This is a genomic window from Pseudomonas californiensis (assembly GCF_021147775.1).
GTDB classification, from domain to species: domain Bacteria; phylum Pseudomonadota; class Gammaproteobacteria; order Pseudomonadales; family Pseudomonadaceae; genus Aquipseudomonas; species Aquipseudomonas californiensis.
On sequence record NZ_JAGTPK010000019.1, the window covers coordinates 36,870 to 58,237 of the forward strand.

A 21,368-nucleotide genomic window follows, 5' to 3' on the forward strand; every position below is an offset into this window, starting at 1 on the left:
GCGCTTTTAAAAGCGCCCCTCCGCACTCGCCCTGGCGCATAGTTTCCCCGGTGCTTGCATCAGATATTGGCGAACCTGCGCGATGCCATTTTGCACAGGTGGGCGGGGCAGGGATATCTGCTCCGGCTGGAGCCCGGAAGATTTTCTGTCGATGTCCGGAGCTCTTGCACTTCGCAATTATTTTGGGGCTGGCAAAGGCGGTGCGTGGTTTTTTTCACGGCATTGTGTACAAAAATTGATCAATCATTGCGCTAATGGATTTAAATCTTGAAAAAGTGATTTAGTTCGCAGCATATGCGCCAAGGCGCTCGCTTTAGGCTGCTCCATCGTTTAATCTGCGCTCGTAGGTTGTGAAGCAAATGCCAAAAATTAAACCCCGTCTTTCCCAGGAAGATGGGGTTTTTTGCTTTCCGGGAATCGAAAGTCACCGGCAAAGGCCCGTTTTGTAAGGGGCCGTGGCATTAACCATCGCGTGTTGACCCGCTATCGGTTCAGGCGCCGGGTGCAAGCCGGACGTTGTCCGGCTGTGCAAATCGGGTTCGATTATTGGAAGCATCAGCTTCGGTTTACGATGCAGTCCTTTATGACAGGAGTGCATGCCGATGAAACCATGGGCATGACAGGGATTGTGGCAACGGTTTCAGGCTGCGGTGCGTTCAAGACCCTGAATGACGAGAAGGGCGCCGCCGACGATCTGGCGCGCTGGCAATCCAATTGTTATTCGATCCCCCGTGCCTACAGTGGTGCGTCATATCAATTCTGTAACCTCAATCCTCCTCCGCGCTCCGGGCCACACTGGGATGCGCTGACGGTTGCAACCGATCTTGCACTGTCTGGTATTGCCGACACATTACTGCTGCCCTACACGCGCTACTCGCAGTACCGGCACGGTGATATCAAAGTTCGGCGCAAGCCATATTGATATAAGGCCGCTCATCGACTTTTTTACGGGTAAATGTAAGTGCAAGTAACAATACTGTAAGCAGATCATTACAATGCCAGCGCTTTGACGGTGCGCATTTTTTATCGTGCTTGCAAGAGGGATTTTTCAGTGGCAACTATTACGTATCACCAGCCTGCCGATGCGGCTTTTTTTCAAGGCTTCAGCGGAACGCTCGGCCTGATCAGTGCCAGCAGTACGCTTATTGTGACCGGAAGCGGTCCTTACAGCGCTGCGGTCAGTGGCATTTTCAGCCCTACCGGTTCGGGGATAGCCAACAGCATTACGTATTCCTATGACAATACGCCTTATGTCACGTTTTCCGGGTTCACCATCAGCGCCACCAATACCTACGCGGCTTCAACGCTGTTCAAAGGCAATGACGTGATCAATGGCTCTGCGGGCAATGACACGTTTTATGCGTCTCTGGGCAATGATGACTATAACGGCGGCACGGGTCGGGACACGCTCGATTACGGCGTTCTCAAGAGTGATGTCACTGTTGCTGCCAGCGGGACGGGTTATCTCGCGACTGTTGCCGGCAAGACCGACGCCATCAACAACGTCGAGCGTCTGGCCTTCACCGACGGCACGTTGGCTCTGGATGTAAAAGCTGGCCAGACCTCTGGTTCGGTTTATCGCCTTTATCAGGCAGCACTCGACCGCAAGCCGGATGCAGGCGGACTCAAGTTCTGGGTCAGTCAGGTTGATCAGGGCGCCAGCATCGCAGACGTCGCCATGGGGTTTGTACAGAGCAACGAGTTCCGTACGCTGAACCCGGCAAGCGATACCCCTTCATTGCTCAAAAGCTATTATCAGAATGTACTGCACCGCCCGGCCGACGCCGAGGGTTTGGCCTTCTGGAGCAACCAGGCTGCGGGTGGCATGCCTTCCCACGAAATTCTGGTGGCATTCGCTGAAAGCAACGAAAACCTTGGTAACACTGCAGCCGCCACCAAGAACGGTATCTGGTTGGGATAACGGTTCTGTGATTGCTGTACGAGCGCCCTGAGTGGCGCTCGACATTGTTCGCCACGCATCCTGGTTCAGTCATCTCCAGACGCGAAACTGTTCGCGAATAATGATGATTCGGTGTGTCTGAGGACTGCGGCAGATGAGCCTTTGCAGCTCCAGGTTTGGTCTTCTGGCAGGTCCGGCAAGCATGTTATGTTTGCAGCCATTTTTCCTTCCTCTACCGGATCGTTATTACCTATATGTCTGATGCTCCCGTTCTGATCACCGGCGGTGCCGGTTTCATTGGCTCGCACCTCGCTGACGCGCTACTCGCCAAGGGCTACGCGGTGCGCATCCTCGACGACTTGTCCACGGGCAAGCGCAGCAACCTGGCGCTGGACAACCCGCGTGTCGAACTGATTCAGGGCGATGTTGCCGATGCGGCGCTGGTGTTGCGTGCCGCCCAGGGCTGTCAGGCCGTCGTGCATCTGGCGGCAGTGGCTTCGGTTCAAGCTTCTGTAGACGACCCGGTGCGGACTCACCAGAGCAATTTTGTCGGCACACTGAATGTCTGCGAGGCCATGCGCCTGTCGGGTATCAAACGCGTGGTGTTCGCCTCAAGCGCTGCTGTCTACGGCAACAATGGCGAGGGTCAGGCCATCAGCGAAGAGACACCCAAGTCGCCGCTGACGCCTTATGCTTCGGACAAGCTTTCCAGCGAACACTACCTCGACTTCTACCGCCGTCAGCATGCGCTGGAGCCGGTGATCTTTCGCTTTTTCAATATCTTCGGCCCGCGCCAGGATCCTTCTTCACCTTATTCAGGGGTGATCAGCATTTTTTCCGAGCGTGCCGAGAAAGGTTTGCCGATTGCCGTATTCGGTGATGGCGAGCAGACCCGGGACTTTTTCTATGTTGGCGATCTGGTCAAGCTGCTGACTCAGGCGCTGGAGCGGGTCGAGGTGGAGGAGGGTGCGATCAACGTTGGGCTGAATCAGACCACATCGCTCAATCAACTGTTGTCAGCGCTGAAGCAGGTCGTCGGGGGCTTGCCGCACGTTTCTTATCAGTCTGCGCGCGCCGGGGACATCAAGCATTCACGCGCCGATAACCAGCGTTTGCTGGAGCGTTTCGTACTGGCCGAGCCGACGCCTCTGGGTGTCGGGCTGGCCAAGTTGCTGGGGCGCTGACGCGCCGCCTTTTGCGGGCAACGTCTATCAAGCGGGTTCACTGCCGGGGTTGCCCGGCAATGGCGCATGAATTGCCAAGGCGCATCGCCGGTTGCTCTATATAACGGTAGGTCAGCGCCGAGACAAGGATCGTTCCGGCCAGCGAGGTCAGCATGTACGCTCCGGTCGGCCATTGTTGCAGCCAGCCGATATTGCCGACCTGTACCAGCCACGACAGGGAATAGAACACCACAGGATGGAACAGGTACAGCGAATAACTGATGGTTCCCAGCCATACGAGCCAGGCGGGCTTCAGCTTGCCGTAGATAGCCAGGCCTGCAAATGCCGCCAACCCCAAGGCATAGGGGACGAAGAAGTGCAGCACCTTGATTTCGGGCGTGACCAACAGGTAGTAGCTTGTCGCGACAGCTGCCATCAGTAACCACACAGCGATGTAGCCGAATACCGATAGCCGGACAAACCAGGGCATGGGTGTCCCGTCATACCAGATGCGAAACAGCGCCCCCCAGAACATCACCCCCAGATGCAGCACAAGCATTGCCGCTGCAGGTGGAAGCGAGAGCGCAACTGGCTTGCCGATAAACGCCAGGACGATGGGTAGCAGACACATCGCGCTCAGCAGCAATACCAGCGCAGTGAGCACTGCAGCGGAGCGCAGTATGCGAAGGGAAAACAGCACGATGCACAGCGCGTAGAACGCCAGCTCGGTTTGCAGCGTCCAGTATTGGCCCTGTATGGAGGGCATGCCCAGGGCTTCCTGGATCATCGTGAAGTTCAGCAGGATTGCTGTCAGAGAAATTTCCTTTCCCCAGAGGTACCAGAACGTGACCAGACCGAATGGGATGGAAAACCAGTAGATGGGATATAGCCGGAACAGGCGTTTTATGAGGAATTGACGGCATGATCCAGCGTGATCGGCCCGCAGGCTCGAAGGGATCACGAAGCCGCTGATGGCAAAGAAGATCACCACGCCGATCCTGCCGAAATCGGCCAGCCAGGCAATGTCGTGCAGACGATCCTGAATCGACGGTGCCGCAATAAGAACAAAATGCTCGCTGGTGTGCATCCATATCACTAACAGCGCAGCGACCGCACGCAGACAATCGATGTGCGCAAAACGCGTACTGTGTACGTTCATTCCAATGCATCCCTGATTGTCGGACGTGTTTTGTGCGCAGTGTATCCGGGTTGTATCAAATCGTTAACAAGTCTTTGGCAGACGAAAAAAAACACCCCGCAGGGTGTTTTTCAAGACCGCGGTGACTTATTCGACGGCTACCTGGTCACGCCAGTAAGCAAGCAATTGCCCCAGCGTCGTGTGCAAATCAATCGACGGTTGCCAGCCTGTGGTGTCGCGCATTGCGCCGGTGTCGCCGGTTGCAGTGGCGATGTCTGATGGGCGCATCCGCTCAGGGTCTTGAATGACGCTGATATCTGCGCTGCTCATGGCCAGCATTTCGTCAAGAATGCCGCGAATCTGGCGCGGCTTTCCGGAGCAGATGTTGAAGCATCGAGGGTATTGGCTATCGAGCTGTGACAGTTTCAGCAGTTTCACATAAGCGTCGCAGACATCGGCCACATCAAGAAAGTCGCGGCTGGCTTCCAGGTTGCCGACTTTCAGGCTCGGTTCCTGTTTTCCAGCTTCGATCAGGGCGATCTGACGGGCAAATGAGGCGGTGACAAAATCGGCCGACTGCTGTGCACCGATGTGGTTGAACGGTCGAACGATCACGCCGGGCTGACCCTGACGAAAGTATTCGTTGAACGCGGCTTCGGCGGCCAGTTTGCTGGCCGCATAGGGGTTGAGCGGCTGACAAAGAGTGTCCTCGCGCAACGCTACGCCCTTTTTGAAACTGGCGCCGTAGACTTCCGAGGAACTGACGAATAATACGAATGCGTTCGGTGCGCGATTACGCAGCGCTTGCAGCAGATTGACGCTGCCAATCACGTTGGTCTGCCAGGTCAGCACGGGCTCCTTGAAACTCATGGGTACGCTGGTAATGGCAGCGAGGTGTACCACATGAGTGGGTGCAGCTTCGGTGATGGCTTGCTCAAGAGCGTTGGCGTCGCGAATGTCGCATTGCACGGATTGGTCGGCATGTTGCGGCGTTGGTGAGGACGAGCTTGTCAGGGCGATGACATGCTGCCCGGCCTGCTGCAAAATCTTGCAGAGAATTTGCCCAACAAAACCGTTGGCGCCCGTGATGAGTATGCGTTGCATGGTCAGAATTTCCTTGATGGCCGAGGCGCAAGCGAGCGATCCTGGCAGTCCTGCGAATAGACAGTCTTTGCCAGCATAGGTGCCTGCGCACAGCCAGATTTTAGGTCAGTGCAGTGCGATCGGGTTCAGTCGACGAGCCGATAGATATCCAGCGTCTCTTTCGCGCAGCGTTTCCAGGAAAACTCCTGGGCCCGCAGCAGACCTGCTGCTGCGACCTCATTGCGCGATGCTTCATCGTTCAGCAGGTCGCTCAAGTGTGCCGCCAGCTGCTCGTCGTTGCCGCGATCGACCAGACGAGCGCTGCCCTGGGCGAATTCAGACATTGACGTATCCGCTGTGCAGATCGACGCCACCCCGCATTGCATGGCCTCAAGCAAAGGCAGGCCGAACCCCTCGTACAGGGATGGGTAAGTAAATACCGCCGCGCCTGCATACAGAGTCGGCAGATCCTGACTTGGGACGAACGACAGTTGGCGCAGGCCATGGCTGATTTCCAGCGTTCTGATACGTTCGTTGAGTTCCTGATTATGCCAACCTGGCGCACCGGCCAGCACCAGCGGGAACTCCTTGCGTAACTCTTCTGGCAGGCGGCACCAGGCATTGATAAGAGTATCGACGCCCTTGCGTGGCTCCAGCGTGCCGACGAATAGCACGTAGCGACCATGCTGCAGACCATACTGCTCGAGTTTCGCGCGGGTCTGTACCTCGCTTTGTGGTCTGTAGCTTTCGGCTGCCCCCAGATAAACCGTATGTACACGGTCAGCGCCCACGCCAAAATCACTGATCAGCTCGTCACGGATGATGTCCGAATCAGTAATTAGGAAATCCGCACGTTCAAGGGTCTTGGGTAATTGCGCGCAAAGCCATTCCACACGTTTCTGTGGGTGGAACTGTGGGTAATGGACGAACGAGAGGTCATGAATGGTGGCGACACTCTTGCCTGCATAAGCTTTGAGAATAAAGTTGGGTTCGTGATAGACGTGGTTGCGAAACCGTCCTGCGTTCATCTTCAATTGAGTGCTGCGCAGTATTTCTCTGGCGCGGTAGGCGAACGTCCAACTGCGCAACAATGTGCGCAGCTGCGAAGAAGACGAAGGCGTGCCGGGAGCGTATTGGGCGCTGGAGCTGATGCAGTTGGCGATGGCTTGCTCAGCCGTGTAGTGACGCGAACCAATAAAGCAGTCGATATCCTCGATCTCATCGTCTCGCAGCTGTTCGATCAGGTTGAATGTGTAGTTGCCTATGCCGGTAAGCGGAGGGATGAGAGATTCGGCGTTGAGCAATAGCTTCATGAAGTAGAGCTTACCTGTCTGCGCCAGCGCGGCGATCAATCTATGAGTTGAATGTGGTGCGGCTTGCCATTATCAGACAAGTAACGCGAGAGCCGAGTTTAACAGGGACTGCTGAACGATAAGGCAAAATGGCTTGGAACGTTGGAAAAGCGCCTTATCACTGCATGGTGTTTCCCCGTTGCAGTCGTTACGTCAACTGGACGTCCTTACCGTTTATCAGGCCGAAACAGGAGCCATGCCTGCACGGCTGGTCATTTCGCTCAAGATTCAGTTGAGCGCAACTGAAGGCCGCCATGACCCTTGCCGGGCTACAAGCACCGTGCTATCAAGTGGCTCAGCAGCCCCAGCCGAGCAATATTGCCATGATCCGCGAAGTCAGTCCGAGCCAGTACCCTTACTCCACCTCTGTATTCATCAGGGCTACTTTTGCCAATGGACAGGTTTACACCGCAAGTGGCGCCGTGGTGGGGCGCAATGACATCCTCACCGCGACCCATGTGGTATTTGATCCGGACCTGGGCGGTTATGCCACCAAGTTGGAGTTTTATATAGGCGCTGACTACAACTTCCAGACCCATCGCTTCGACAGTGCGCCATTGATCTCGCTTACCAATGCCCAGTGGCAAGTGTTGGCCTATCCCGCTCAAGCATTTCAGGACAGCGACAATAGCACCATGACTCTGCCAGAGTCCCAATACGACGTAGCGCTGATCGGGCTCAACGTACCCGTTGGCGATACTGTGGGTTATTTGTCTCTGGCCTCCGGTTACAACCAGAGCCAGTGGGCCACGACCCTCGGCTACCCCGGCGGCGCTACAGGACTGTTACAGGGCTCGGCCTATGTCAGCCATGACGCTCGCTACTCCACCTATAGCGCCTTTTCGCGTGACGGCAGCGACATTCTTGGCCCAGGCAGCTCGGGCGGGCCGCTCTATGTCACAGACAGCACCGGCGTACATGTGATCGGTGTCAAAAGCTCTGGCAGCAGCACTACCGACAACTGGGCAGACATTGGCCTGACGTATAACGAGCTGGTCAGATACATGGCAGACAACGATTCGTTGCTTGGCAGTACCACCAGCCGCCAGGACGGTACCGCCGGCAACAACCAGTTCTTCGCCAGCGCCACGGCAGAGCAGTTCTTCGGGCTTGGTGGAGTCGACACCGTTACCTACAGCGGCGTACGCAGCGTTTACGACGTGTCGCGCAGTGGCAGCGTCGCCATCGTGGCCAACCGCAATAACGCTACCGACCGCGATACCCTGACCGACATAGAGCGAGTGAAATTTCAGGACGGCACCCTGGCGCTGGATACTGCAGCAGGCCAGACCGCTGGCAGTGTCTACCGCTTGTACCAGGCTGGATCGCGCCCCTGACGCCACTGGACTCAAGTTCTGGATATCGGCAGCCGACGCGGGACAAAGCTTGTCTTCTGTCGCCGGCCAATTCATCACCAGCAATGAGTTTCGCACCCTGTATGGCAGCGCCCAGACGCAGAATGAACTGCTGAACGCCTTTTACCGCAATGTACTGGATCGGGCGCCTGATACCCAAGGCTTCAACTTTTGGGTGAATGCCTTGAACAATGGGCTGAGCAGCAACGACCTGCTGGTTTCATTCTCGGAAAGTAATGAAAACGTTGCCAACCTGAGCAGTGTCGTCAATCAAGGGATCTGGATGGGGTGACTGTCATTGGACTGATTAGTGCTCAAGACTTGATTCTGATCGTAGCCATTATCCGGAGTGGTCATGATCGAAGCGCTTTATCTTCGAAATGAACCTGAGATGCTTTTTACATGCTCAGACTGAGCGCCGCGAAGCGCTCAATTCCGTTGACGCGTTACATCCATATGCCATTTTTCAACTCGCCGGCAGTGTTGTTGATGTTCTCGTTGCTTTCGGAGAACGCCACCAGCACATCGCTCGCCTGGACACCGATGGCCATCTGGTTGCTCCAGTACTGCAAGCCTGTGGCGTCAGTTGCGCGATGCAGTACGTTCTGGTAGTAGCTGTTGATGAGCGTGGTCGAATCCTGGCTCGGGTTGGCCGTCTTGAATTCGTTGCTGGTGACGAACCCCATTGCAACGTCGGCCAGGCTGGTGCCTTTATCCATTTCCGTGACCCAGAACTTCAAACCGGCAGCATCGGGTTTGCGATCGAACGCGGCCTGGTAGATGCGATAGGCCGAGCCTGCGTTTTCGCCAGCTTTCACATCCAGAGCCAATACCGAACCGGCGCCGAAGTCGATACGCTCGATGTTGGTCAGGGTGTCCGTTCCTCCCTGATGCTCTACCGTATAGGTGTTGCCGCTGGACGGGATGGAAACGCTTTGCTTGCCAGCGTTGTAGTAGACGGTATCAATGCCTGCACCGCCGTCGTAGGTGTTATTGCCGCCACCCCCTTTGAGCACATCATTGCCCGCTGAGCCGATCAGGGTGTCATCGCCCTTGAGAATCTCGGTCAGCGCACCGTTGATGTCGAAGCTGCCGATGTATTCCGCCAGGGTTGCGGCATTGGCTTGCAGGCCGGTTACTTCAAAATAAGGGCCGTTCTGATAAGCCACGGTAGAAGTCAGAACACCGCCGGAGATCTCGCCGTCAGTGAACTGGAAAGAGCCAAAGTAATCCTGGGTTCTGACGCCGTCAGTCGCTCTTATATGCCCGCTGTCGACGACGGGAAATGTTCCGTCCCACGCTTGTAGTGCGTTCATATCAATAGGCTGATGCAGTTTTAGAATAGCCATGGGTCTTCCTTGATTGATGCTCGTGCGCATCGATAGAGCGTGAATTGCGCTTCAGGTAAACAGAGAAGGTTGTATCGATACTGATACAACGCCATGTAAAGTCGTCGTAGGACTGCGCAAAAGAGCGATAGTTCCGACGCAGTAAAAGGACGTTGTGTGGTGTAGGACGGCTTTTTCTGGCCACCAATCAATATTGCATCCCGGCTACAGGCCCCGGATAATGCGCCCCTCGCTACGTTCACGTTGCACAAGACTGGAGCATCTATGTTTACCCCTGTAATCCTGGCTGGCGGCAATGGTTCGCGTCTGTGGCCCCTGTCGCGGCAGAGCTTTCCCAAGCAGTTTCTTGCCCTCGATGGCCAGGATCAGGGAACGATGTTTCAACGTACCCTCGCGCGTCTGCAGGGCCTGGAGCACGCGCCTGCGGTTGTGGTCAGCAACGAGAACCATCGCTTTATCGTGGCCGAGCAATTGCGTGTGGCCAAGATGGGCAGCCGCCGCGTGATTCTCGAGCCGCTGGCGCGCAACACCGCTCCGGCCATTGCGCTGGCTGCGCTGGAAGCGATTGCCGACGGCACGGACCCGATCCTGCTGGTGCTCGCCGCCGACCACCACATCCATGATGAAGAAGCGTTCCGCGAGGCTGTTCGCGTTGCCCAGACGCACGCCGAGGCTGGCCGTCTGGTGACCTTCGGGATCACGCCGACCCACGCCGAAACCGGTTTTGGTTACATCCAGTGCGGCAAGTCGATTGCCCAGGGCGGCTTTGACATTGCCGGCTTCAAAGAGAAACCGTCCCAGCAAATGGCCGAAGAGTATCTGTCTTCCGGCATTTACCTGTGGAACAGCGGCATGTTCATGTTCCGCGCCTCGGTGTTCCTGGGTGAGCTGCAGCAGCATCGTCCAGACATCCTGGCCGCCTGCCGTGTTGCGCTGGAGCATGCCGAGGCCGATAACTACTTCCTGCACGTACAGGCCGAACAGTTCGCGCTGTGTGCCGACGAGTCGGTGGACTACGCCGTGATGGAGCACACCGCCGCCGGGCTGGTGGTGCCGCTGGATGCGGGCTGGAACGATCTGGGCAGTTGGGCTGCGATCTGGGACGTGGGCCCGCACGATGTCAACGCCAACCGTCTGGAAGGCGACGTGATGGCCATCGACACCCGCAACTGCCTGGTGCAGTCGCATCACCGTCTGGTGGCCACAGTGGGCGTCGAAGACCTGATCATCATCGAAACCAAGGACGCGATTCTGGTTGCCAACAAGCACAACAGTCAGCAGGTCAAGGACGTGGTCAAGCGTCTGCAGGCCGAAGAGCGTCCCGAGTTCGTCACGCACCCGCTGGTCAACCGTCCGTGGGGCCACTACGACACCATCGACATGGGCGAGCGTTATCAGGTCAAGCGCATCAGCGTGTTGCCGGGCGAGTGCCTGTCGCTGCAGATGCACTACCACCGCGCCGAGCACTGGATCGTGGTGTCCGGTACTGCGAAGGTAACCTGCGACGATCAGGAGCTGATCCTCTCCGAAAACCAGTCGACCTACATTCCACTGGGCGTCAAACACTCCCTGGCCAACCCTGGCAAGGTGCCGCTGGAACTGATTGAAGTGCAGTCCGGTTCCTACCTGGGTGAAGACGACATCGTGCGCTTCGAAGACCGTTATGGTCGCTTGAAGAAGTAAGCGTCACCGCCCACTGCCTGAACTTGTCGAAACGCCCCACACGCCTTGCGTGTGGGGCGTTTCGCATTTCTGACGAAGCGCGTTAATCCCGTCTACGCTCAAGCCGATAACAGCAGTACAACCCCACTATCGGTGCAGAAATGTTCAATACCCGCTTGAAAAAGGAATTACAGGCACAGCAAGCCGAGTTATCGATGTACCGGCAGATGCAGACGGGTATCGACGCTCGCATGGTTTCGCTGACGCTGGATGCCGATAACCGTATCTCTCACACCAACGACAACTTCCTCAGGATGCTGGGCTATAGAAGCGAGCAGCTGCTGGGCAGAAGTCTGGATGAGATCGTCCCGACCTACGTCAAGCAGCTCGATTGCTATCGCAACCTCAAGGCGGCGGTGCACAAGGGTGAGTCTGTAATGGACAACTACCGTTTTCTGCGCGCTGACGGCTCGCTGGCCTGGATACGGGCCATGTGGCAGCCGGTCCTGGACGATGGCGGCAAATTGAAGCAACTGCAGTGCTACGGCTCGGACATCACCACGACTGTTGAAACAGCAGCCGAGAACTCGGCGTTCATTCAAGCGTTGCTGCGTTCTACGGCAGTGATCGAGTTCGACCTGGGTGGCCATGTGCTGACCGCCAATGACCAGTTTCTGCGCGGCATGGGTTACAGCCTGGCGCAGATCAAGGGCAAGCATCACAGCCTGTTCTGTGACCCGCATGAAACCGCGTTGGCGCCGTACAAGGAGTTCTGGGCCACGCTGAACCGTGGCGAGTTCGTGGCCAGCCGCTTCAAGCGCATCGACAGCAGCGGCCGCGAGGTGTGGCTGGAAGCGACCTACAACCCGGTGCACGACGCGCAAGGCAAGCTTTACAAAGTCGTCAAGTTCGCCACGCTGGTGACTGATCAGGTAGCGCGCGAAGAAGAGGTCAGCCAGGCCGCGAGCGTGGCGTTCGAGATTTCCCAGAAAACTGACGTCAGTGCCCAGCGCGGCGCGGACGTGGTGCAGAACACGGTCAACACGATGCGCAAGATTTCTCAGGAAATGGAGTCGGCCTCATCGGGTATCGAGGCCCTGGGCAAGCAGTCGTTGCTCATCAGCTCCATTGTGCAGACCATTGGCGGCATCGCTCAGCAGACCAACTTGCTGGCGCTCAACGCTGCCATCGAAGCGGCGCGCGCCGGTGAGCAGGGCAGGGGCTTTGCCGTGGTGGCCGATGAAGTGCGACAGCTGGCAGGCCGTACCAGTGCGGCGACCGAAGAAATCGTCAACGTTGTGCAGCAGAACCAGGCGCTGGCCGACGAGGCCGTGCGCGGCATGGCCAACAGCCGCAGCCAGGCCGAACAGGGCCTTTTGCTGGCCAACGAAGCGGGCGCGGTGATCGTCGAGATCCAGGACGGCGCCAAGCAGGTGGTCGGTGCGGTCGGGCGGTTTGCCAATCAGTTGAAATAGACAGTGGGTCTCAAGCCAGGGCTCTGGCTTGAGGGTTTTCCGAAGTGTTTGAGGTTCGTCCTTTCAAACGCTTCATCCTGATAACTGCTTCAATGATTCAATGCACTGTTTCATGTGGGCGGTTGATATCGCTGTGCCGTGGTGAAGAATGAAAACACACATCGGCAATGAACAATTGAATATAAATTCAATTGTTCACGGCGGGAGTGTCATATTACATTCATCATGAGGCACGTCTGTCGTTCATACCGCGGGTCACTCGTCTTTGTCTTTCATGACGCCATATTTATAACACTTCCTCTGTTCAAACAGTCCTTCAAAATCCCGGCGTCAGAAAAAGCAGTGTTTTTTCTGAAAATAGATCCGTTCGAGTATTTTTTCTGACGCCAGAAAATATTTTATATTTATTATCAAAAAGTAGTAGCACTTTGTATGTGTTCGTATATAAATTCCCCCACGACACCTGCCAACCACTGCGTGATATATGAATTACTTTCAGACCCTGAGTGTGACGGTATTGTATATATGCACGGTCACTTCGGCAGGGGCTGAATCAAGTGTCAGTCACACCACGGCATTGACGGAACAACGCAGTATCAATCGTCAGGACGTGGGCGGGCTGGTAGTGGGGCAGACAATAACAGTTGTGGGCCGCGCGTTTTATGACAGCTTTGCAACTGCCTGGCATGACAAGGATGAAAACGGACGATTCACGGTCGCCATTTCCGAACGTCCGACCGCCCGTTTGGGCAGCCAAGTGTTTGTTGATTACGGTAGCCGGCGACTGTTTCAAACGTTTTTACCGCCTAATCGTTCTTTGATACCCGCACTGGGCGCCGACGCGGCAGCTCAGGTATATCAGGCGATTCTGGACAATCAGCTGGTACAGTTTTTTGGCGATCCCGATATGGGACGTGACGAATTTTAAAAGGTATTTTTATGCATCGGCCATCCCTGCTTGTTGTCGGCCTGAGCCTGTTGTCGCTGCTGTGCCTGTCTGCACAGGCCAGCGAACTGGTGTATGTGCCCAACAATCCTTCGTTTGGTGGTAACCCTTTGAATGGCCCGGTATTGCTGAACCAGGCGACCGCCCAGAACAAGTTCAAAGAAAAGACAACCACGTCCGAACAGTCCGCGCTGACGCAATTCAATTCAATGCTGCAAAGTGCCATTTTAAGTCGGGTTTCATCGGCACTGACGTCCAGCATTGTCGGCAGTGACGGGAAGCTTATTCCCGGTGTTGTCGAGACCACTGACTTTCGTGTGTCGATTACCAATATACAAACAGGCGTTCTGCAAATTGTGACCACCGATAAAGTCACCGGGCAGACCACTCAGTTTCAAGTAAACCAACCGTAATACCGCTGTTGCTGTATTGCTGTCCCTGTGTTTGATGAACCGGCACTACCACACTTAACTATAACGTATAGAAGGAAAGCATCCATGCGCGCTCATAAATCCTTGTTGTCCCTTGCTGTTGTCTTTGCCATTTCGGGTTCCGCGTTCGCTGACAGCAGCACGGTCACGTCAAACCAGAATGGCAGTTTGAACGCTGTTGCTGTTGTGCAGGACGGCGCTTACCGTTCTAACACCAGTGTTACCCAGACCGGCAACAGTAACTCGGCTGGCGTTAATCAAACGGCTGATCGAAGCAGTGTCGGCATCAGCCAGTACGGCGACAAGAACAGCGCATCTGCTACCCAATCGGGTGCACGCAACGCAGCGGGCATCACTCAGATCGGCAGCGGTGTTCAGGGCGCGGCCATTGCTCAGGGCTCCTACGATAACGTTGCCGGTATCTACCAGCGCAACAATGCACGGACCGACGCAGTCATCAGCCAGGGCGCAGGTTCGGGCAGTGGCTGGTATGGCCGTAACGAAGCTTCGGTCAACCAGACTGACAACACCACCTCCGGTGCTCGTATCACTCAGAACAGCGCCAGCAGCACAGCCAACGTTCAGCAGGCGATCAACACCAATGCCCAGGCCAGCGTGACCCAGAATGGCCATGACAACACCGGCGTCGTTACTCAAGTGCTGAGCAATAACGTTCAGGCTGTCGTGTCGCAGGAAACCGGTTCTGGCAACAGCGCCCGTGTAAGCCAGCAGTACGTCAGCAACAGCGGTGCAGTGGCCACTCAGCGCGGCTACGACAACGAAGCGAAGCTGACTCAGTCTTCCGGCACCAACCTTTCGGCTCGCGTCACGCAGATCGGCGAAAACAACACCGCCACCTCTACCCAGTCCGGCGCTTACAACGAAGAAGCCCTGCTGCAACAAGGCTACGGCAACTCGGCCAACATCACCCAGTCTGGCTTTGGCAACGCGGGCTTCAAGAACACTGCCTATGTGACTCAGCTGAACAACAATCAGACGGCTACCGTCACCCAGAGCGGCGGCTACGGCAACGTTGCGAACATCACTCAGAAGTAATGCGTGCAGCCCCGCGGCCTTCTGCCGCGGGGTCTGATCTGGAGAGAAGGACGATGTACATCCGCTCATTATCGTTGATTGTCATTGCGGCAATGCTAGTCAGTGGATGTGCCACGTCCCGTCCTGCAACAACGTTCAATCCGGCTGCGCTTTCGCCGCCTACTCATACTTCCCGGGATCTGACCAGCCTCCCTGCACCTGCCGGCCCTATCGCCGTGGCGGTGTATGGCCTGCGCGATCAGACCGGACAATACAAGCCGTCGCCAGACAGCTCGTTTTCTACCGCAGTTACCCAGGGCGCTGCCTCGTTGCTGGTGACTGCGTTGCGCGATTCGCGCTGGTTCAAGCCGGTCGAACGCGAAAACCTTCAGGACCTGCTGACCGAGCGCAAGATCATCCGCGCACTGGAACAGCCCCAGGATCAGGCTCAGGTCCAGCTGCCGCCGCTGCGTCCGGCCAACCTGATTATCGAAGGTGCGATCGTTGCCTATGAAAGCAACGTCAGAACCGGCGGCGTCGGGGTGCGTTATCTGGGCATCGGCCCGTCCGAGCTTTATCGCCAGGATCAGGTCACCGTCAACCTGCGGGCTGTGGACTTGCGCACGGGTGACATCATTCAGAGCATCACCACGACCAAGACGGTGTTTTCTGTGCAGATGGATTTCGGCGTTTTCAAATACGTGTCGCTCAAGCATCTGCTGGAGGTCGAAACCGGCATCAGCCGCAACGAACCCGTGCAGCAATGTGTGCGTGAAGCCATCGAAAGCGCCTTGGTGCATATGATTGCCCAAGGTGTGCGCGATGGCAGCTGGATGCTGAAAAACCCGGAAGACCTCAACAAGCCCCTGCTGCAAAGTTATCTGAAGAGCTATGACGACCAGATGGTTTCCATGCCGCTCACCGGGTCCGATAAATGAAGCGCATTCGAACGGAGCTGAAAATGGTTCTCCCCACCAGGAACCTGAAGTGGCTGGCGCTGGGCCTGATGGTCCTCAGCGGCGTTTGCCAGGCTGGCGATCTGAAGCCAGAAGCGCGCTATGCCAGCATTACCACCGGCAGTGTGGCGACCATTTACCAGATCGGCTCGTACAATCAGACGCACATCGACCAGAGTGCGACGGCACAAACGGTCATTCAGAATCAGACAGGCACGCATAACCAGTCGGTGATCAGCCAGAGTGGCAACGGCAATTACCTGAATACTCTGCAAAACGGTCAGGACAACGGCCTTGCCGTTACCCAGTCGGGCAGCTACAACCAGGCGTTTACCACCCAGACCGGTGTCAGTAACCAGGCCACTGTGGTGCAAAGCGGCGCTTACAATCAGGCGTTTGTTAACCAGAACGGCGTGGGTAACCAGGCGTCCATTGTGCAGTCGGGCGTAAATGGCACGGCTTCGATTACCCAAAATGGCAACAACATGAACGCCAGTATGACGCGCAGGTAGTCCCCATGATTGATGTATCTCAAGTGGTCATTGCCGTCGACACTCAACGCGTCGGCGAGTCGATCATCATCCGGCCAATGCTGCAAAGCCCGTCTGCGTTGACCCTGCAGTACCGCATGACGGTACGCCAGAGCAGCAGTAACGGAACGTCCAGCATCAACCAGAACGGCGAATTGCACAGCGGTACTGATGCCAGCGTCGTGCAACTGAGCATGCCTGCAGGAGCCAGCTGTCAGGTGCATCTGGAGGTCTTTCAGGACGACACGCTGCTCAAGCAGGTCGACAGCGCTTGTGATTGAGCGGGCTCGTTTCAGTTTTATGAACAATCGCCGTTTTGCGCTCAACTCTCTATGCAGGTCTGGCGCGCTGTGAGAGGATTTTTGCCCTGTCACCCCTGGGTAGGGCGATCCTTTGAAAGCGCTTGTTCTGTTTGTGGTTCTGATAGTCAGCATGCCGTTGTCCGCCGCTCAGCTGGAGGTGCAGCCAAGCCAGGGCAGTCGCACCTGGCAAACTGAAGAATTGCTCGCTCATCCTCAAGTGCAAGACATTACTGTCAAAAATGATGTGTCCTATAAAAAGGACATGACCTACCGGGCTGTGCCGCTGGCGGCGCTGCTGGACGGGATCAAGCCTGGCGATCACTTGCAGGCCGTGGCTCTGGACGGGTTTGCCGCCGAGCTGGCCGCTGCGCCATTGCTCAATGTTCAAGGCGCACGGGCCTGGCTGGCGATTGAAGACCCGGCTCATCCCTGGCCGTTGCTGCCTTCCGGCAAGCACAGCGCCGGACCGTTCTACCTGGTCTGGACGGACCCGCAAGCCGGAAACATAAGCCCGGAGCAATGGCCTTTTGAAGTGGCCAGCATCAAGCGTCTGGCTTCGGTTGCCGAGCGCTTCCCCGCGCTGTTGCCGGACCCTGCGCTCAAGGCTGACGATCCGGTCAATCAGGGTTTTGTGCTGTTTCAGCGAAACTGCGTGGCGTGCCATCGCTTGAACGGGGCGGGTGACTCGCATTTCGGACCGGATCTGAATATTCCCTACAACCCGACTGAATATCTGGGTGTGGACTTTCTCAAGCGCTACATTCGTAACCCGCAGGATTTGCGTCAGTGGCCGGAGGCGAAGATGCCGGCGTTTTCAGAAACGGTATTGCCCGATACGGACTTGCAGATGCTGATGGTGTCTGCAACACATGGCGGGACGCAAGAGCAAGCCCTGATCGGTTGAGCACGGATGCGACCGCACGTGACTTTTCGCTCGACGTCTTTGAATAACAGTTCATTTGACGGGTATGGCATAGGTCACTCAGGCTCGTGACGATAGCTGCGCTTTTTGACAATGTGTTTGATTGGGCTTGTTCTTGAACGGCACACTTTTTGAGCGACACACTTCTTGAACGGCACACTGACTGCTTTCGGTTGTCTGAATCCCCAAGCGTATTACCTCTGGCCGTCAAGGATTCAGCATGATTCAACCCCGTATCGGTTTCGCCTGTCAGTACCGGCACCCTGACCGCAGCCTGGCACCCGGCGAACTGAAGACCATCGAGGCCGCCTTCAACCCGCGCACCACCACCCTGCGCTGGATGGAAAGCGTCGAGCCCGCAATAGCCCGTGCCCGCTTGCTGGAAGTTGTCGAGCACAACCTCAAGGCGCAGTTGCGATTGCTGGCGTATACCGGTGAGCTGCCGCCGCCCTTGCGCATGTTGCGCCTGAGCAGTGATCTGCTGCCGTTTTACAGTCACCCCAAGGTCAGCGCGCTCTACCAGGCCCCGGCCATTCAGCACTGGCTGGGCGAAGGTTTTGCGGCCATTGGTGCTCTGGCGCGCGAGCTGGGCATTCGGCTGTCGTTTCATCCGGGGCAGTATTGCGTGCTGGGTTCGGACCGGCCCGAGGTGGTCGAAAACAGCGTGGCTGAATTCGAATACCACGCCGACATGATCCGCATGATGGGTTATGGCCTGAGCTTTCAGGACTTCAAATGCAACCTGCACATTGCCGGGCGTCTTGGCGGGGAGGGCATACGCGCCTTGTGGCCACGGCTTTCGGAGGTGGCGCGCAACTGCATCACGTTCGAGAACGACGAGAAAACCTACGGCGTGGATGATTGCCTGGCGCTGGCCGATCTGGCGCCTGTGGTGCTGGACATTCACCACTGCTGGATTCACGAGAACGACTACATCCCGACAGATGATCCGAGGGTGGAGCGCATCATCGCCAGCTGGCGCGGGGTGCGTCCGACCATGCATTACTCCCAGCCGCCCGAGCTGTTGCAGGAAGTGGGGTTCAGTGCCGATCAGAAGCTGGAAATCGAGCCACTGCTCAAGGTTGTGTCCAAGCGCGACCTGTACGCCCACAGTGCGCAGATGTGGAACCACTGGACCAACGTCTACGCGCTGCAGTTTCTGGATCGCTTCGACATCATGTTCGAGGCCAAGCACAAGAACGTGGCGACCCTGGCGTTTTACCACCAATACCTGCTGCCCGGTCAGTGACCGGGCGCTTGGGTTTCAGTTGATCAGTTGCCTTCCAGCAAGGTGCGCAGCATCCACGCAGCTTTTTCATGCACTTGCATGCGCTGGGTCAGCAGGTCGGCGGTCGGCTCGTCGCTGACCTTGTCCAGCAGCGGGAACAGACCCCGTGCGGTGCGGACCACGGCTTCCTGACCTTCCACCAGTTGCTTGATCATCTCTGAAGCATCCGGGACGCCGGGCTCTTCCTTGATCGACGACAGGCGCGCGTAGGTCGTGTAGGTGCCTGGCGCCGGGAAGCCCAGTGCGCGGATACGCTCGGCGATGGAGTCGACCGCAGTGGCCAGTTCGGTGTATTGCTCTTCAAACAGCAGGTGCAGGGTGCGGAACATCGGACCGGTCACGTTCCAGTGGAAGTTGTGGGTCTTCAGGTACAACACATAAGTGTCGGAAAGCAGATGTGAAAGGCCATCGACGATCTGTTGACGGTCCTGCTCGGTAATGCCGATTTCAATACGCATATCAGTCCTCAAGGGTCAGATGTTCAAGAAGTTGGTGCCATTCTAAAAAACGTAGACCCAAGGCGGAAATCACGGTTCACAATGATGACCATCCACATAACCTATGGATCATTGTGGTGAATGGATGCAGCCAAGCCTCTAGGCTCTGTACGAAAAGTGGCTGCGCTCGGTGATGCTGCGTTAAAAACAGGCTCAGAATGCTCATTTACAGCCAGTAGACTCCGCTTCCTCGCCTGTTTTTGCCTTGCCTGACCTTCGCTCGCTTTTCGTACAGAACCTAGGTGACGAACGCCGCTTGGGCCACAATGGCGTTTTTTTCACCGGCCTGCTGTGGGCCGTAAAAGGATTCGTGCTGATGATGTCTTCTTCCAACACCTGGCTGCTGCGCCTGGCGCTGACTGTGCCGCTGGCGGCTTTGCTCACAGCGTGCGATGTCACCGACAAACCTGTCACACCGCCCAAAACACCTCACACCACTTACACCCAGGCCAGTTGGGAGGCGTTGCCGGCTGTGTCCGAGGCGGACCTGCAAGCCGGTTTTGCGTCCTGGCGCAGTGCCTGCACCCGCTTGAAGGCCGATGCGGTCTGGGGTCCGACCTGCGCGGCGGCGGCCAGTCTGGCCGCCGCGCCGGGCACCGAAGAGATTCGGTCGTTCCTCAACAATCAGTTGCAGGTCTACAGCCTGCGCGCCGAGGGTGGCAGTGCCGACGGCCTGATCACTGGTTACTACGAGCCGGTGTACCCCGGCAGCCTGACCCAGACCGAAACCGCCAAGGTGCCGGTGTATGGCATTCCGGATGACTTGATCGTGGTCAACCTGGACAGCATTTATCCTGAGCTCAAGGGCAAGCGTCTGCGTGGACGGCTGGAAGGGCGCGTGCTCAAGCCGTATGACGACGCAGCGACCATCACCGCCAACGGCCTGAACGCGCCCGTTGTCGCGTGGCTGACTGACCCGATGGATCTGCAGTTTTTGCAGATCCAGGGCTCGGGCCGGGTGCGTCTCGAGGACGGTACGCAACTGCGCCTGGCTTACGCCGATCAGAATGGGCGGCCTTATCGGGCCATCGGTCGCTGGCTGGTGGAGCAAGGCGAATTGAAGAAGGAAGACGTGACCATGGGTGCGATTGCAGGTTGGGCCAAGGCGCATCCGGAAAGGGTCGCCGAGTTGCTGGCGAGCAACCCCAGCTATGTGTTCTTCGGGCGCAACCCGGACAGCAACGAAGGCCCGCGTGGTTCGCTTAATGTACCCCTGACGCCGGGTTACAGCGTGGCGATCGATCGCAAGGTGATTCCGCTGGGCAGTCTGTTGTGGCTGTCGACCACCCGCCCCGACGGCAGCAGTGTGGTGCGCCCGGTGGCCGCTCAGGACACTGGCGGCGCCATTGCTGGTGAAGTGCGTGCCGATCTGTTCTGGGGCACGGGCGAGGAAGCCGGCAAGCTCGCGGGCGACATGAAGCAGAAGGGCAATATCTGGCTGCTGTGGCCCAAAGGCATGGCGCTGCCCGCTACCGAGTAGGGCAAGCGCTGACATGGAACGTCGAAATATAGATAGCTATCAAGTTATCTAGCTATCTGTATTTCTGTATTTCTGTATTTTTTAATACAACCTGTTGATTTTATTAATTTTTAACACCCGCCTCGCGTGTCTGAAAATAGCTGTCACGCTATTTGACAGGCAACTTATTGATGGTCTCTCAATGATCCCAAAAGCGTTGATGCCGTATAAAACGCGTGCTGTGAACCCGCTGGCCCGTACCCCTGATGCCTCTCGTCGAAACTGAAAAACAACGCCAATAAAATGGCTGAAAAATTACATCAAGAAAATAATTCTATAGCGGCGGCTTTTGTCAGCAAAATATTGACACAATCATTTTGACATCACACATTAGCGGCGTTTTTACGCCGAACCTGAATTCTGGACCTGAAGGGAAGCTGGTCATTATCCCCAGGTGTCCGGTTCCCCTTTTCGAAAGCAACGCTGACGTTGTCTTGCGCATGAGATTCGGTCAATAAGGCCAGG

The 21,368-nt window shown here is 56.7% G+C and carries 19 protein-coding genes and 3 pseudogenes; 17 read left to right on the forward strand and 5 right to left on the reverse strand.

What is annotated here, in order from left to right; translation table 11 throughout:
* Nucleotides 1-583 precede the first annotated feature (583 nt).
* From KDX37_RS18565 to KDX37_RS18575, 3 genes are all read left to right on the forward strand, one after another.
* Nucleotides 584-922: a YceK/YidQ family lipoprotein gene (locus KDX37_RS18565; protein ID WP_231654171.1), complete on the forward strand. Its 339-nt coding sequence runs from the start codon at nucleotides 584-586 to the stop codon at nucleotides 920-922.
* A gap of 129 nt (nucleotides 923-1,051) precedes the next feature.
* Nucleotides 1,052-1,921: a DUF4214 domain-containing protein gene (locus KDX37_RS18570; RefSeq protein WP_231654172.1), complete on the forward strand. Its 870-nt coding sequence runs from the start codon at nucleotides 1,052-1,054 to the stop codon at nucleotides 1,919-1,921.
* Nucleotides 1,922-2,154: 233 nt separating this feature from the next.
* On the forward strand, nucleotides 2,155-3,084 hold the full coding sequence (locus tag KDX37_RS18575) for an NAD-dependent epimerase/dehydratase family protein (RefSeq protein WP_231654173.1): 930 nt from the start codon (nucleotides 2,155-2,157) through the stop codon (nucleotides 3,082-3,084).
* 37 nt (nucleotides 3,085-3,121) lie between these two features.
* Here KDX37_RS18575 and KDX37_RS18580 read toward each other — a convergent pair whose 3' ends face one another.
* The 3 genes from KDX37_RS18580 to KDX37_RS18590 form a co-directional block, all read right to left on the reverse strand.
* Entirely contained in the window at nucleotides 3,122-4,222 is a 1,101-nt protein-coding gene (locus KDX37_RS18580; RefSeq protein WP_231654174.1) for an acyltransferase family protein, read from the reverse strand.
* A 126-nt stretch (nucleotides 4,223-4,348) separates the two neighbouring features.
* On the reverse strand, nucleotides 4,349-5,305 hold the full coding sequence (locus KDX37_RS18585) for a GDP-mannose 4,6-dehydratase (RefSeq protein ID WP_231654175.1): 957 nt from the start codon (nucleotides 5,303-5,305) through the stop codon (nucleotides 4,349-4,351).
* 125 nt (nucleotides 5,306-5,430) lie between these two features.
* The gene (locus tag KDX37_RS18590; protein WP_231654176.1) at nucleotides 5,431-6,597 is read right to left on the reverse strand and encodes a glycosyltransferase family 4 protein; all 1,167 of its coding nucleotides are present in this window, start codon (nucleotides 6,595-6,597) and stop codon (nucleotides 5,431-5,433) included.
* 293 nt (nucleotides 6,598-6,890) lie between these two features.
* On the opposite strand from KDX37_RS18590, the gene KDX37_RS18595 reads away from it, so the two are divergent.
* Together KDX37_RS18595 and KDX37_RS18600 are read left to right on the forward strand one after the other, a co-directional pair.
* Nucleotides 6,891-7,973 (forward strand): trypsin-like serine peptidase, encoded by a 1,083-nt coding sequence (locus tag KDX37_RS18595; RefSeq protein ID WP_231654177.1) that lies wholly within the window; start codon nucleotides 6,891-6,893, stop codon nucleotides 7,971-7,973.
* Between the two features lie 49 nt (nucleotides 7,974-8,022).
* On the forward strand, nucleotides 8,023-8,283 hold the full coding sequence (locus KDX37_RS18600; RefSeq protein ID WP_231654178.1) for a DUF4214 domain-containing protein: 261 nt from the start codon (nucleotides 8,023-8,025) through the stop codon (nucleotides 8,281-8,283).
* Between the two features lie 154 nt (nucleotides 8,284-8,437).
* Here KDX37_RS18600 and KDX37_RS29435 read toward each other — a convergent pair whose 3' ends face one another.
* On the reverse strand, nucleotides 8,438-9,340 hold the full coding sequence (locus tag KDX37_RS29435; RefSeq protein WP_264759305.1) for a DUF4214 domain-containing protein: 903 nt from the start codon (nucleotides 9,338-9,340) through the stop codon (nucleotides 8,438-8,440).
* Between the two features lie 264 nt (nucleotides 9,341-9,604).
* Here KDX37_RS29435 and KDX37_RS18615 point away from each other — a divergent pair, with 264 nt between their 5' ends.
* From KDX37_RS18615 to KDX37_RS18660, 11 genes and pseudogenes are all read left to right on the forward strand, one after another.
* Nucleotides 9,605-11,023 (forward strand): mannose-1-phosphate guanylyltransferase/mannose-6-phosphate isomerase, encoded by a 1,419-nt coding sequence (locus tag KDX37_RS18615; RefSeq protein WP_231654179.1) that lies wholly within the window; start codon nucleotides 9,605-9,607, stop codon nucleotides 11,021-11,023.
* Between the two features lie 230 nt (nucleotides 11,024-11,253).
* A pseudogene (locus KDX37_RS29790) lies at nucleotides 11,254-11,892 on the forward strand (PAS domain-containing protein); the annotation flags it as partial.
* 150 nt (nucleotides 11,893-12,042) lie between these two features.
* Nucleotides 12,043-12,477, forward strand: a pseudogene (locus KDX37_RS29795) (methyl-accepting chemotaxis protein); the annotation flags it as partial.
* Nucleotides 12,478-12,961: 484 nt separating this feature from the next.
* Nucleotides 12,962-13,405: a curli production assembly/transport protein CsgE gene (locus tag KDX37_RS18625; protein ID WP_231654181.1), complete on the forward strand. Its 444-nt coding sequence runs from the start codon at nucleotides 12,962-12,964 to the stop codon at nucleotides 13,403-13,405.
* Nucleotides 13,406-13,416: 11 nt separating this feature from the next.
* Complete coding sequence (locus KDX37_RS18630) at nucleotides 13,417-13,836, forward strand: curli assembly protein CsgF (protein WP_231654182.1); 420 nt, start codon at nucleotides 13,417-13,419, stop codon at nucleotides 13,834-13,836.
* An 84-nt stretch (nucleotides 13,837-13,920) separates the two neighbouring features.
* Nucleotides 13,921-14,910: a hypothetical protein gene (locus KDX37_RS18635; RefSeq protein ID WP_231654183.1), complete on the forward strand. Its 990-nt coding sequence runs from the start codon at nucleotides 13,921-13,923 to the stop codon at nucleotides 14,908-14,910.
* Nucleotides 14,911-14,963: 53 nt separating this feature from the next.
* Complete coding sequence (locus KDX37_RS18640; protein ID WP_231654184.1) at nucleotides 14,964-15,827, forward strand: CsgG/HfaB family protein; 864 nt, start codon at nucleotides 14,964-14,966, stop codon at nucleotides 15,825-15,827.
* 23 nt (nucleotides 15,828-15,850) lie between these two features.
* On the forward strand, nucleotides 15,851-16,357 hold the full coding sequence (locus tag KDX37_RS18645; protein ID WP_231654185.1) for a curlin-associated protein: 507 nt from the start codon (nucleotides 15,851-15,853) through the stop codon (nucleotides 16,355-16,357).
* A gap of 5 nt (nucleotides 16,358-16,362) precedes the next feature.
* Nucleotides 16,363-16,656, forward strand: coding sequence for a curli-like amyloid fiber formation chaperone CsgH (gene csgH, locus KDX37_RS18650; protein WP_231654186.1), 294 nt, complete (start codon nucleotides 16,363-16,365; stop codon nucleotides 16,654-16,656).
* Between the two features lie 151 nt (nucleotides 16,657-16,807).
* Nucleotides 16,808-17,573: pseudogene (locus KDX37_RS18655) on the forward strand (c-type cytochrome).
* Between the two features lie 246 nt (nucleotides 17,574-17,819).
* Nucleotides 17,820-18,848 (forward strand): apurinic/apyrimidinic endonuclease family protein, encoded by a 1,029-nt coding sequence (locus KDX37_RS18660; protein ID WP_231654187.1) that lies wholly within the window; start codon nucleotides 17,820-17,822, stop codon nucleotides 18,846-18,848.
* 23 nt (nucleotides 18,849-18,871) lie between these two features.
* Here the strand turns inward: KDX37_RS18660 and KDX37_RS18665 are convergent, their stop codons facing one another.
* Nucleotides 18,872-19,345 carry a Dps family protein gene (locus KDX37_RS18665; protein WP_231654188.1) on the reverse strand — a complete coding sequence of 158 codons (474 nt, stop codon included), beginning with the start codon at nucleotides 19,343-19,345 and terminating at the stop codon, nucleotides 18,872-18,874.
* Nucleotides 19,346-19,700: 355 nt separating this feature from the next.
* Here KDX37_RS18665 and mltA point away from each other — a divergent pair, with 355 nt between their 5' ends.
* Nucleotides 19,701-20,864 carry a murein transglycosylase A gene (gene mltA / locus KDX37_RS18670; protein WP_231654189.1) on the forward strand — a complete coding sequence of 388 codons (1,164 nt, stop codon included), beginning with the start codon at nucleotides 19,701-19,703 and terminating at the stop codon, nucleotides 20,862-20,864.
* The last annotated feature ends 504 nt before the right edge of the window (nucleotides 20,865-21,368 follow it).